Source organism: Povalibacter uvarum (assembly GCF_014202975.1).
In the GTDB taxonomy this organism is placed as follows: Bacteria; Pseudomonadota; Gammaproteobacteria; order Steroidobacterales; family Steroidobacteraceae; genus Steroidobacter; species Steroidobacter uvarum.
In genome coordinates this window covers 71,341-84,013 of sequence record NZ_JACHHZ010000003.1, presented here as the reverse complement: position 1 = coordinate 84,013, position 12,673 = coordinate 71,341, and the positions used below count along the sequence as shown (strand labels likewise).

Below are 12,673 nucleotides of genomic sequence, written 5' to 3'. Positions count from 1 at the left end.
CCCGGGGAAACCGGTTAGACTGCGCAGCAGCGCCCCCCAGAGAGTCACCATGGTCTCCATCAAAGACGTTGCAAAACTCGCCGGTGTTTCGATTGCAACCGTCTCGCGGACAATCAACAACAAGGATCGTGTCAACAAGGAAACCCGTGAGCGCGTCCGTCAGGCGATCGAGAAGACCGGCTTTTCGCCGAATACGCTCGCGCAGAATTTCCGGCGCGGCCGCACGAACTTCGTAATGGTCGTGCTGCCGTCGATCGGCGATCCGTTCTTCGCGGGAGTGGTCAAGGGCATTCAGTCGATCGCGCAGCAGAAGGGCTACAACGTGCTCTTCTGCGAGTCCAAGATGAACTCCGACGAGTTCACGAGCCTGCTGGTCTCGCGCCAGGCCGATGGCCTGATCCTGCTGGCGACGGTCCCGCCTTCAGGCATCGAAGTGCTGAATCGGGAACGTCACCGCACGCTGCCGATCGTCGTCGCCTGCGAGGCCATTCAACCCGAAGTGCGGCACCTGCCGAGTGTGCACATCGACAACGTTGCGGCCGCCAAGGAAGCGACGAGATTTCTCATTTCGCATGGACACGAGCGGATCGCGTTCATCTCGGGCACGAACACATCGCTCCTGACGAAGGACCGCGAAGCGGGTTATCGCGCCGCAATGAAGGCAGCCAAGCTGCCGGTGCAGGACAGTTGGGTGCTCGAAGGCAAGCTCACCATCGAAGGAGCCGTCAAAGCCACCCGCAGCCTGCTTCACCTCAGCATGCGACCGACCGCAATCCTCTGCGCCAACGACGACATGGCCATCGGCGCTTTGCATGAAATCCGGTCGACGGGCTTGACGGTGCCGGACGACATCTCCGTCATCGGCTTCGACGACATTCGCTATTCGCAGGCCGTCTTTCCTCCGCTGACCACCGTCAGGCAGCCGGCGGAGGAGATCGGCGAGAAGGCGATGTACCGCATCAGTCACGCTATCGAGGAAGGCATCACCCTGACCTCGGAGCCTGAACTGGTGCCGCACGAACTGGTCATCCGGCGGACCGTCGCCCGCCGCAACTGAAGACCCGCGTTATCGCAGCAGGTATTGATTCAGGAGATTCTCGTAACGCTCCTGCTTGCCGCTGACCGGTGCTGGCTCGCCGTGGGCCGCTGCGAAGTCCCGCAGCTTCTCCAGTCCGAACTCCCCACGCGCGAATGCTGCGCCCGGACCTGCATCGAAGCTCGAGTAGCGGGCATCCCGATCGGCCGCAAGCCGTGACTTCGTGAGGAGCGCATGGGCGACTTCGAGCCCTCGTGCGAACGCATCCATTCCGCCGATGTGGCCAATGAAGAGATCCTCCATGTCCACGGATTCGCGACGCGCCTTCGCATCGAAGTTGAGGCCGCCCGGCGCAAGCCCACCCTGCTCCAGCACGACGAGCATCGCAGTGGTCGTGTCGTAGAGGTCGACAGGAAACTGGTCCGTGTCCCACCCGTTCTGCATGTCCCCCCGGTTCGCATCGATGCTGCCGAGCAGACCGGCGTTCGCACTGATCTGCAGCTCGTGGGCGAACGTGTGACCGGCCAGCGTCGCGTGATTCGCCTCGATGTTGAGACTGAAATCACCATCGAGCTCGTACTGACGAAGGAATCCGACGACGCTGGCTGCATCGAAGTCGTACTGATGCTTCATGGGCTCCATCGGCTTCGGCTCGATCAGGAATCGCCCTTTGAACCCAATGCTCCGGCCATAATCGCGCGCGGCACGCAGGAACGCAGCCATATGATCGAGTTCCCGCGCGGTATCTGTATTCAGCAGGGTCGAATAGCCTTCACGACCGCCCCAGAAAACATAGTTCTCGCCTCCCAGCGCAACGGTCGCATCGAGCGCCGCCTTCACTTGCGCTCCGGCATGCGCGAGCACATGGAAGTCCGGATTCGTCGCCGCACCGCACATGTAGCGCGGATGAGAGAACAGGTTCGCCGTACCCCATAGCAAGCGAACGCCGGTCTGCTTCTGCAGGCGCGCCGCACGTTCGACCATCCGGGACAGATTGCGCTCCGACTCCGCCACTGTGTCCGCGGCCGGCGCCATGTCGCGATCGTGGAAGCAGTAGTACGGAACGCCGAGTTTCGTGAACATTTCGAACGCTGCATCCATCCGCAGGGCGGCGGCATCCATAGGACTGGCTGCTTTGTCCCAAGGGAACAGTCTCGTGCCCACGCCGAACGGATCAGCACCGGCTCCCAGAAAGGTGTGCCAGTAGCACACCGCAAAACGAAGATGCTCGCGCATCGTTCGATCACCGACGCGCTTGTCCGCATCGTAGTGTTTGAACGCCAGTGGATTGTCGGAACCGATTCCCTCGAAGGGGATGCGGCCGATTCCAGGGAAGAACTCGATATCGCCGCAATAGTAGTCAGCACTCATGCGCCACGCTCCAGTTGAATGTAGTAAGGGCGCAGCCGGTCCAGATGATTCTGGTAGCTGCCGTAGATGCCGGTGTATCGACGGACGTTCTCGGGATCGGGCTCGCAGCACTGAGCCGGGTCGATCGCGACGTGCTCGTCGATCAGATCCGCGAGCGACTGGTTGCCGCCGCGCGATTGCTGATACGCATGCGCCGCCTGCAGCGCGGCGCCGAGAGCCGCGCTTTCCTGGTAGCGCAGACCGACGACGGGAATCCCGAACACGTCGGCCACCATCTGGCGCCACACCCTGCTCGCCGCGCCTCCGCCTGTGACACATACAGTGTCGAACTTCAGATCGAGCTCGCTGAAGACATCTCGCCCGTGGCGCAATGCGAAGGTCGCGCCTTCCATCGCGGACCGAAGCAGATTCGCGGGCGTGGCGTTGCGCATATCGAGACCGAGCACCGCGGCCTTCGCTTTCGGCAGATTCGGTGTGCGCTCGCCGTTGTAAAAAGGCAGCGTGACGATGCCTTCGGCGCCGACCGAGGTTCTCTCGAGCAGCCGGTCGGTATCGGGCAGCGCGATATTCGCGATACGGCGGATCTGTTCGGTCGCAACCGTGCAGTTCATCGTGCAGATCAGTGGCAGCCATCCATCCGTGGACGAGCAGAAGGCCGCGACTCTGCCCTGCGCATCGACGACAGGTCGTGATGCATACGCGAAGAGGGTGCCGGAAGTGCCGAGACTGACCGTGAGCCTCCCCTCCTTCACGTTGCGCGTGCCGATGGCAGCCATCATGTTGTCTCCGCCGCCGACGGAAACGACCGCGCTACGGGGAAGATCGAGCCGATCAGCGACAGCCCCCGAGATCGGTACGACAGACCCGCTGCCGAGGAGTGGCGGCAGGCACGCAGACAGATCGCGCCGCGAATCGATCGCCGCCAGCATCTGTGGATTCCAGCGACGCTGGCGCACATCGAACCAGCCTGTGCCCGAAGCGTCGCCGCACTCCATGAACCGCTCGCCGGTCAGATGGAAGTTGATGTAGTCGTGAGGCAGCAGAATCGTTGTCAGGCGTGCATACGCCGCTGCGTCCGCACGCGCCATCCAGCGAACTTTCGATGCGGTATAGCCAGGCAGGACTGGATTGCCGGTGAGTTCGATGCAGCGGCGCTCGCCGCCTGCGGCTGCGGTGATCTCTTCACACTCGACGATCGTCGAGGTGTCGCACCACAACTTGACCGGCCCCAGAACGTCGCCGTCGCGGCCGACCGGCACGAATCCATGCTGCTGGCCCGAGACACCGATCGCGCGGACCCGTCGTCGGACGTCGGAGGAGAGGGCGGCAACGCACGATCGCAACGCGTCAACCCACCACGAAGCAAGTTGTTCACGACTGCCGTCGTCGCGGCTGATCAGCTCCAGCGCCGAAGAGGACTGTTCCACCATCGATCGCCGCTCGAGGTCGTAGGCTGCTACCTTGAGCCCCTGTGTTCCGAGGTCGATACCCAGCACGATGCTCATGTGCGTTCTTCTTGCCGTGATGCGCCTGGATTAATGTAAACGATTTTACATCAACGCCCAAGAGTCGGGTACCCGCCGCCGGGAGCCCCGCAGCGAGAACAGACCGCCTTTTCAAAAAACTCGGGGAAAAATGCCCTCCATTGTCCGGCCGAGCATCCTCATCGGGGTCGCGTTGACTTTGGAAACGTTTACACAAATACTGCGACAAACCTCCCTTGGCGGGTATCCGTGATTCGCAATCCCATCCTCCCCGGCTTCAACCCCGATCCGTCGATCTGTCGCGTGGGCGATGACTACTACATCGCGACATCGACCTTCGAGTGGTATCCGGGCGTGCAGATTCATCACTCGAGAAATCTCGTCGACTGGGAGTTGATTGCCCGACCGCTGAATCGCGCGGAACTGCTCGATATGCGCGGCGCACCGGACTCCGGTGGCGTATGGGCGCCTTGCCTCACCTGGCATGACGGCCTGTTCCATCTGGTCTATACCGACGTCAAGCGCCTGGACGGCAACTTCAAGGACACGCCGAACTACTTGACCACGGCAACACATATCGATGGCCCGTGGTCCGCACCCGTGTACCTGAACAGCAGTGGATTCGATCCTTCGCTGTTCCACGATGTCGATGGACGCAAGTGGCTCGTGAACATGATCTGGGACCATCGCCCGGACCGCAGCCCGTTCGGCGGCATCGTGCTGCAGGAATACTCTCCGACAGAGCGTCGCCTCGTCGGCCCGACCCGCACGATCTTCACCGGCAGCGATCTCGGTCTGGCCGAAGGCCCTCATCTCTATCGCTTCGGCGAGTACTACTACCTGCTGACCGCGGAGGGCGGCACGGGCTACAACCACGCCGTCACGCTCGCCCGATCGAAATCGCTGTACGGGCCCTATGAACTTCATCCCGATCAGCACATCGTGACTGCGCGCCACAGCCCCGATGCTGAGCTGCAACGCGTGGGCCACGGCGATATCGTTCAGACGCCAGATGGTTCTTTCTACATGACGCACCTGTGCAGTCGACCGCTTCGCTCGACTCGACGCAGCACGCTTGGTCGCGAGACTGCATTGCGCCGACTCACGCTCGACGAGGATGGCTGGTTTCGACTGCATCCGTCAGAACACGTCCCACAACCCGAATCCCCGCGCCGGCGCTACGAGCGTGACTACGCGTTCGCCCCTGCAACGCTGCCGGCTGACTTTCAGTGGCTGAGGAGCCCGGACCCGCAGTCGCTGTTCTCGCTCGATGCAGCACCGGGACGCCTGCGCCTGTATGGGCGCGAGTCCGTGGGCAGCCTCTTCAATCAGTCGCTGGTCGCGCGTCGCCAGACGCACCACTGCTTCGAGGCCGAGACGGAAGTTCGCTTCGAACCGAGCAACTTCCAGCAGGCCGCGGGGCTCATCTGCTACTACAACTCGCACAAGTTCCACTACGTCTATGTGAGCTGGGATGAGCGCATCGGCAAGCACATCGGGATCATGAGCTGCGAAGCCGATCCCTCACTCGCGTGCACCCTTCCGATCGCGGATGCATTGATTCCGGTTCAGCCGGGAGCTCCGCTGCGGTTGCGCGCCCGCGTACGCGAGCACGAACTGCTGTTCTCGTGGGCGCTCGGTGAGGGTCCGTGGCACACGATCCCCGTGATCCTCGATCACAGCCTGCTGTCCGACGAAACCGGCAAGGGCGACAGCGCAAGCTTCACAGGCACATTCGTCGGCATGTGCTGCCAGGATTTGACCGGTCAGAGGATGCCGGCGGATTTCAGCTCCTTCGCTTATCGCGAACGCGATGCGCGTGATGCGCTGGATAGTGCGCGGCAAGTTGCTGCTGCAGAGGCGATCTAAGACCCTTCGTCATTCCCGCGAAGGCGGGAATCCATCTGTTATCGCCATCTGCCAAGATGGATCCTCGCTTTCGCGGGGATGACGAATCAGCCACCGCCACCCGTCGCCACAACCGTCGTCATCGGCGAGATGTACTGCCCGCCGCTGCCCGCCGTGTGCTGGATCTTGATCTGGATCTGATAGCTGCTGCCAACGCTGATCGCCTGCTCGGTGATAGTCCGCTGCCAGCGCGTGCCGACCTTCGTTCCGGCGACGCAATGCTCGCCGAGACACAGATAGTTCCAGCCACCGCTCCAGCCCGCATCTTCGAAGAAGAGCGTCGCGATGCCTGAGTTCACCACGATTCCCTGCGCGCCACCTCCGCCTCCGCCAGTGCCGTTCGTCGTTCCGCTCACGGCAGCGCTCTGGGCGGAACAATTGCCCGCGCCATCGCAGGCGCGAACCGTGTAGGAGTACGTCGTGCTGGCAGCGAGCCCTGTGTTCGTGAAAGAAAGTGTCGCTGGCGATCCCACCAGCATACCTGCCCGATAGACGTCGTATCGAGTCACCGCGACATTGTCGGTCGATGCATTCCAGGTCAGCGCGATGCTGTTGCTCGTCGTCGAAGTGACTCGCAGGTTGCCGGGCACAGTAGGCGCAGTCGTGTCAGGCCCACCACCGCCGCCCGCCGAGGAAGCGACCACTGATGTCAGCGGCGAAATGTACTGGCCGCCGCTGCTCGAGGTGTTCTGGATCTTGATCTGAATCTGGTAGGTCGCGCCCACAGCGATGGTTTGCTCGGTAATCGTTCGCTGCCAGCGATTGCCGACCTTCGTACCGGACACGCAGTGATCGGCGAGGCAGAGATAGTTCCAGCCACCGGTCCATCCCGCATCGTTGAAATAGAGCGTCGCAACGCCGCCGGCGACCTCGATCCCTTGCGAGCTGCCTCCTCCCCCGGCGCTCGTCGTCGCACTCAGCACGGGGCTCTGCGCCGAGCAATTGCCGGCTGCATCGCACGCACGAACGGTGAAGCTGTACGTCGTCGATGGAGCAAGCCCTGTCGCCGAATAGCTCAGGGAGGTCGACGATGCCAGGAACACGCTGTTGCGATAGACGTCATAGCGCACAACGCCGATGTTGTCGCTCGCAGCATTCCAGGCCAGCGCGATCTGGTTGGCAGTCGTGCTCGTAGTCCGAAGATTGCCGGGCACTGTCGGCGCTTGCGTGTCGCCGCCGCCGCCAGACCCGTAGCCAAGAGCAGCGAACAACGAAGGAGTACCCGCAAGCCAGCCGTTCGCGTTGATCTGTGCCAGCCAGTTCGTCCTGATCAATGCCTGCGCCTGGACGCGCGAATCGCCCCAGTAGCCCTCGACCGGTCCGATGCCGTCGACGGGATTCCACTTCCACTGGCTGTCCCAATCCGCGTTGATGTACGCGAGACCACGAATCACGTCTGCATTGGTGTCGATGATGCCGAACAGCGTCGAGAACCACTCATTCCAGATCTGCTGCGCCGAACGACTCTGCTTGTTCGATCCGAAGGCAGCGTCAGTGCTGTAGGTCAAAGCGCCGATGTCATATCGCTGTGGCGTTGCCTCCGCGATCAGCAAGGGCTTCGCGCGTGCACGCGCCAACGAGATCATGTCGTTGATCTCCGTCCAGCTGCAGTCCTGCGGCGTGAAGTACGACATGCCCATCCAGTCGACGTACTGGTCGCCCGGATACCAATCGAGTGTTTGCTGCACGCTGATGCCGTCCGGGCAGTAGGTCGCGGTCTGCCAGACCATTGCGATGTTGTTCTGCGCGTTCAGTGCGCGAATCCGATTCCAGACCTTGATCCAGCCGGTCTTGAAGGCGGCGGGCGGATGGCCGTTCCATGTGCCTTCGACCTCGTATCCCCAGCGCAGCAGTACGGGTCTGTTCCAGTTCTTGATCGTGTTGATGAGAACGTCGAGATTCGCGTCGTACGCGCCATTGGCGAAGGCACTGGCCTGTCCGTTGAGCGAAATGCCGAGCACGAGAACGCTGTTTGGATATGTACTCGCGAGTGTCGCGGCGTTGTTGATTCCCGCGCCCCATTCCCCGTTGGTCGTCAGCCCGCCGAGTGTGTCGATACCCGTGTAGCCGGTCACACCGGCCGGAACGACCCCTACGCTGCTGACGTAGTCGGCGATGCTCCCGGTGTCCTGGCCGATGACAAGCAGACGCTGGCCGGCAGGCGGTGCAAAGGTCGCTGCATTCGCAACTCCTGCCGCAAAGCCAAGACCCGCGATGGAAAGCAGCAGCAGTTGCCGTACGCGAACGAGGATGCGCATGTCTCTCTCCCTGATGAGCCCGATCAGATGGGTGAGCTCGAAGGGCGGCAGGAGCCTGGTGACTCCTGCTGCCGAAGCCTCAGAGCGACTCGACGAACTTGACGAGAGCAGCGCGATCCGTCGCGCTCAACGCGTTGTATTGCGTCCTCGATGTCGCCGCCGCTCCATCATGTTCCTGAATCGCACCATCGACTGACGTCGCCGATCCATCGTGCATGAAGCGCAGCACACGGGCGTTTCTCTGCAGCAGGTCGATGTTGTGTCCCAGTCCCCACAGCGGAGCCGTCCTGAAGCTGCCGCCATTCACGTTCCACACCTTCATGTCCGTGTACGGGCGGATCTCCAGATTCCGCAGGTGCGTGGCCGCGGTGCTGCTCGTGTACTGCACTGGCGTATGGCAGCCGGCGCAGCCGACCTGACTGAAGAGCACATCGCCCTGCACGACCGCCGGATCGTCATACGAACCCGGATTTCGATTCGGGACAGTGAGCAGCTCGATATACGACGTCATCAGATCGATCGCACGCGTCGGCACAGCCGAGACCTGCACGTGATGATCATCGACCAGAGCATTCTCGACCTGCTGCCGGATCGTCGTCGCGGAACCATCCCACGTGAAGCCAGCCTGTCGCCCGATCATCACATCGAGGAGCTTCAGGCCGTAGATGGGCGGAGGCAGGCGCGGGCCCTTGGACGTCTGGATGATCTCCGAGCCGCGTCCGTCGCGGAAATGACAGCCGCCGCAGGTGCGATCGCCGATGCGAACGTCTGGATCGTCGAAGAGCGTCGAGCCACGCTTGTTCGGATCGATGCCGTGGAAGATGTGATGGCCGACCAGGAAGTCGTCGATCTGATCTTCCGTATGCACCGTGACCATTGGCTGCGTGAAGACAGCGTTCTTCTCGAGCGCACTGTAGGCACCCGTGTCGGATACGAACATGGTGGTGCCTGCTTTACCGGCCGACTTCAGGCGCGGGTCGCCATAGCTGCTCCAGCCATAGCCCACGATGTAGTACATGAAGTCGTTGTAGGTCTGCGAACTCTCGCGGCCCGCGATCGCGGTGATCTCGAACTGGATCACCTGGCCATAGCTGTAGATGCCGCCGAAGCCAGGGTTCTGCTCGACCGCGAAGAAGTTCTGGCCGTTGACCGCGCCGGCATTGTTCCGCAGCGACTCCACTCGCAGCACGCTTCCCGAGATGGCGTAGTTCAACGCCACATTGCCCGGCGAGTCGTTGACCCACAGCGTGTATCGGTCGAGGTCGCGAATGCGGATCGCGTTGCTCTGGTTGTCGATCACCGCCGCCGTGATGCCGTCATGCGAGATGGGATGACGCGGACGCATCCAGTTGGCGGAACCGTCGACGAATGGCGTGTACGCCGCCGGATTGATTCGCGCGCCTGCCGTCGTGAACAGCGCGGTGTAGATCCAGCGCGTTGCCATATTGTTGTTGAGCGGCTGCGGGTGCAGGTAGCGGAAGAAGTACGTGTACGTTCCCGTGCACGGAATCGTCGCGGTCGAGTTCACGACCGAGACTTTCAGGAACGTCGCATTGTTGTTCATCGAGCAATGCATCTCGAGGCCGGAATCGCCCGGCGCGCGCACAGCACCCGCCACATTGGCGACGTTCTGCGGTCCCCAACGCCAGGCCAGCGTGCTGCCGTTGATGTCGAACGCAAATCCGTGAGAGGTTGGCGCAACGCCGTTGATCGGCGTCGCCAGCGCACTAGGCGGATTGGCACGCGGTGGCGGTCCGACGTTGTGATCCGAGTAAGAGTTGGACGTCGTATTCACATTGATGGGCACAACCGGCGTCGTGACGCTGAGCGGTCCGGACTGGGCTGAGCAGTTGTTCGAGTCGTCGCATGCACGTACGCGGAAGCTGTACGTCACGCCCGAGCTGAGCCCGGTGATCGTTGATGCGGGCCCCGCCGGCGAAGTTGCCAGCGTCCCATTGCGATAGACGTCGTACTTCGCAACCACACCACCGGCATCGGTCGATGGCGTCCATGCGAGCGCAACCGATGTCGGATTGACGGCAGTCGTTTGCAGGCCGGTCGGCACTGAAGGTGCCGTGGTATCCGGAACGAAGACCGGCGTCGTGACACTCACCTGCGAGCTCTGCGCCGAGCAATTGCCTGCGGCGTCGCAGGCACGAACGCGATACGTGTAGACGCTCTGTTCCGTCAGGCCCGTGTTCACGAAGGACGTGCCGGTCGGGGAGCCAACTGGCGTGCTGCCGCCGTTGCGGTACACGTCGTACTTCGCGACGCTCTTGTCATCCGTCGAGGCAGTCCACGTGAGCTGCACTGCGTGGCCATTCTGTGCCGTCGCCTGCAGACCTGTCGGCACAGTCGGAGCAGTCGTATCCGGCGATGCGCAGGAGCTTGCGATCGAAGCTCCGCCGGCAACATACGTGATCGGTTGTGCGCCCGTCAGGCACTGGCCGACCGTGTTGTCCTGAACCTTGAACTCGATCGAGTAGCTCGATCCTGCCGTGACCGAAACCGAACGCTCGAAGCGTCCGTTCACCCGTGTACCCGGCGAGCATGCGCCATTGAGGCAGAGGTAGTTGAACGAAGCAGTCCAGCCTTCATCCACGTGGTACAGCTTGCCGGTGCCATCGATGCCGAACTGGCCAGCACCTCCGCCACCGCCGCCGGGCGGCGTCGAAGCGCTCGTCGTTCCGCTCACAGCACTCGACTGCGCAGAACAGACGTTGCTCGCATTGCACGCGCGAACGGCGTAGCTGTACGTGGTGCTTGCGGCGAGGCCGGTGTTCACCAGCGATGTTCCCGTCGGAGAGCCCACCAGCGAACCGCCGCGATAGACATCGTAATGATCGGTGCCGCTCGAAGCGTTCCAGGTCACAGTCAGACTCGAGGACGTTGGAGACCCGACCGCAAGGCCGGTCGGCACGGCGGGTGCGCCCCCGCCGCCACCGCCGCTCCCCGTGGCAGTGACCGAATAGACGGGCGAAATGTACTGACCCGTCGGCGTGTGCTGGATCTTGAGCTGGATCGAGTACGTACTGCCGACATTGATGGTCTGTTCGGTGATGGTCCGCTGCCAGCGCGTGCCGACCTTGCTGCCAGCGATGCAGGATTCGCCGAGACACAGGTAATTCCAGCTGCCTGTCCAGCCGCCATCGTCGAACCACAAAGTGGCCGTGCTGCCGACCTTCTCGATTCCCTGGGCAGCCTGAACGGCAAACGGTGCGCAAGCGAACAGGGCCAGGAGCGAGAGGAGCAGGGATTTCGCGCGGGGCGAAGATTCACGGTGAAGATCGTCAGTCAGCTTCATTGCTTGATCCCCCGAAAGGCGTGCCGTGGTTATTGGGTCGGCATCGCGTGATTGGTAAACGTTTACACGCGAATGTGTAAACGTTTCCGCTTTCCATGTCAACGGTGAGCCCGTTGACACCTCAAACGGCGGTTTCGATGAGGAGCTCGGGAAGCTCTCGGGTTCGCAATGCAGCCTGGCGTACGGGACTGCGAGCAGCGGAGTCGCGCCAGACGATCTCGAAGGGCATCACAGTGGGGCCTGTCGCTACTGTCTTTCCGCGCACCGTAGCCGCTATTCGCTCCAGCGCATGCAAGGTCATCGCACCGACCGGCAAGCGCACAGTGGTCAGTTCCGGAGAGGTTCGCAGCGCAAGGTGCGTATCACCGAAGCCGACAACGGAGAGCTGTTGCGGGACATCCAGTCCGATGCGCTCGGCAGCGGAAACTGCCGCCGCCGCGACGAGATCGTCGCCAGCAACGAGCGCGGTGATCCCCGGCTTGTTCGCCAGCAACTGTTCGCATGCGCGCAGGTGCGCGACGAATGAGCGCCCATTCGATACGCTGAAATCTGCCGTGACGCGCGGTGCCTGCTCAGCGATCGCGATCTGGAATCCTTTGCGCCTCGGACAGGAACCGCTCGATTCACTGCCGACGAATGCCAACGATCGATGGCCCAGAGCCAGCAGTTTTCGAGTCATTTCGCAGAACGCGGCGGACTCATCGATCCCTACTGAATTGCCGTCTCGCGAAGCATCGGCGACGAGGATGTGCGGGATGTCGATCTGTCCGAGCAGTGAGCGCGCTGCGTTGCAGGTCGAGGCAAGAACGATCGCGGCGTCCAATCGTTTGTAGACGGGATTGAATCTGATCGGCGCTTTGCCCGACGGCAGGGGAAGAATACGCACTGCCAGTCTTTCGGTCGCGCCCTGCGCAGCGATCAGCACCGGTGCCAGCTCGGCCGCTACCTCCGGCCCGTAGATCAACCCGATCGTGAGCTCGCCACCCGCGGTCAGTTGTCTTGCCGGCATGCTTGGCGAATAGCGCAACGCGCGGATGTGCTGGAGAACGTGCTCCCGCGTCGTCTCAGAAACGTCGGCGCCTCCACGAACTACCCGTGAGACCGTCATCTTCGAGACGCCGGCCCTTCGGGCCACGTCATCCAGATTCGCCGTAGCAACCCCCCGGCGCTTACGTCGCCCCATCACCCCTCCTCGCCCCCCTCAGGCTGGGATTTCCGGTACGGCCCCCTTGCCGACCGACGCCATTATCGCCAGAATGTAAACGATTACGCAAACCGGCGATCGTGAACGCGTCGGGCGGCCCCGTTCGGG

Annotated in this window: 7 protein-coding genes; 2 read left to right on the top strand and 5 right to left on the bottom strand. The window is 62.4% G+C overall.

The features are described 5' to 3' along the window. Positions 1 to 49: 49 nt before the first annotated feature. Positions 50 to 1,057, top strand: coding sequence for a LacI family DNA-binding transcriptional regulator (locus HNQ60_RS11820; protein ID WP_184331998.1), 1,008 nt, complete (start codon positions 50 to 52; stop codon positions 1,055 to 1,057). Between the two features lie 9 nt (positions 1,058 to 1,066). Here the strand turns inward: HNQ60_RS11820 and xylA are convergent, their stop codons facing one another. Next, positions 1,067 to 2,407, bottom strand: coding sequence for a xylose isomerase (gene xylA, locus HNQ60_RS11815; protein ID WP_184331996.1), 1,341 nt, complete (start codon positions 2,405 to 2,407; stop codon positions 1,067 to 1,069). Then, positions 2,404 to 3,912 (bottom strand): xylulokinase, encoded by a 1,509-nt coding sequence (gene xylB, locus HNQ60_RS11810; protein WP_184331994.1) that lies wholly within the window; start codon positions 3,910 to 3,912, stop codon positions 2,404 to 2,406. The genes xylA and xylB overlap by 4 nt, the downstream gene beginning before the upstream one ends. A gap of 228 nt (positions 3,913 to 4,140) precedes the next feature. Between xylB and HNQ60_RS28090 the strand changes: the two genes are divergently transcribed. Next, a complete protein-coding gene (locus tag HNQ60_RS28090; protein WP_184331992.1) occupies positions 4,141 to 5,760 on the top strand; it encodes a glycoside hydrolase family 43 protein in 1,620 nt (539 codons plus the stop codon). Positions 5,761 to 5,846: 86 nt separating this feature from the next. On the opposite strand, the gene HNQ60_RS11800 is transcribed toward HNQ60_RS28090, so the two are convergent. The 3 genes from HNQ60_RS11800 to HNQ60_RS11790 form a co-directional block, all read right to left on the bottom strand. Beyond that, positions 5,847 to 8,057 carry a family 31 carbohydrate-binding protein gene (locus tag HNQ60_RS11800; RefSeq protein ID WP_184331990.1) on the bottom strand — a complete coding sequence of 737 codons (2,211 nt, stop codon included), beginning with the start codon at positions 8,055 to 8,057 and terminating at the stop codon, positions 5,847 to 5,849. A gap of 79 nt (positions 8,058 to 8,136) precedes the next feature. Beyond that, positions 8,137 to 11,361 carry a family 31 carbohydrate-binding protein gene (locus HNQ60_RS11795; RefSeq protein WP_184331987.1) on the bottom strand — a complete coding sequence of 1,075 codons (3,225 nt, stop codon included), beginning with the start codon at positions 11,359 to 11,361 and terminating at the stop codon, positions 8,137 to 8,139. 121 nt (positions 11,362 to 11,482) lie between these two features. Beyond that, on the bottom strand, positions 11,483 to 12,544 hold the full coding sequence (locus HNQ60_RS11790) for a LacI family DNA-binding transcriptional regulator (RefSeq protein WP_281382732.1): 1,062 nt from the start codon (positions 12,542 to 12,544) through the stop codon (positions 11,483 to 11,485). Positions 12,545 to 12,673: the final 129 nt, after the last annotated feature.

Bases quoted from the DNA above. Each gene is read 5' to 3' on its own strand.
- HNQ60_RS11820 (WP_184331998.1), top strand. From the start codon at position 50: ATGGTCTCCATCAAAGACGTTGCAAAACTCGCCGGTGTTTCGATTGCA.
- xylA (WP_184331996.1), bottom strand. From the start codon at position 2,407: ATGAGTGCTGACTACTATTGCGGCGATATCGAGTTCTTCCCTGGAATC.
- xylB (WP_184331994.1), bottom strand. From the start codon at position 3,912: ATGAGCATCGTGCTGGGTATCGACCTCGGAACACAGGGGCTCAAGGTA.
- HNQ60_RS11800 (WP_184331990.1), bottom strand. From the start codon at position 8,057: ATGCGCATCCTCGTTCGCGTACGGCAACTGCTGCTGCTTTCCATCGCG.
- HNQ60_RS11795 (WP_184331987.1), bottom strand. From the start codon at position 11,361: ATGAAGCTGACTGACGATCTTCACCGTGAATCTTCGCCCCGCGCGAAA.
- HNQ60_RS11790 (WP_281382732.1), bottom strand. From the start codon at position 12,544: ATGGGGCGACGTAAGCGCCGGGGGGTTGCTACGGCGAATCTGGATGAC.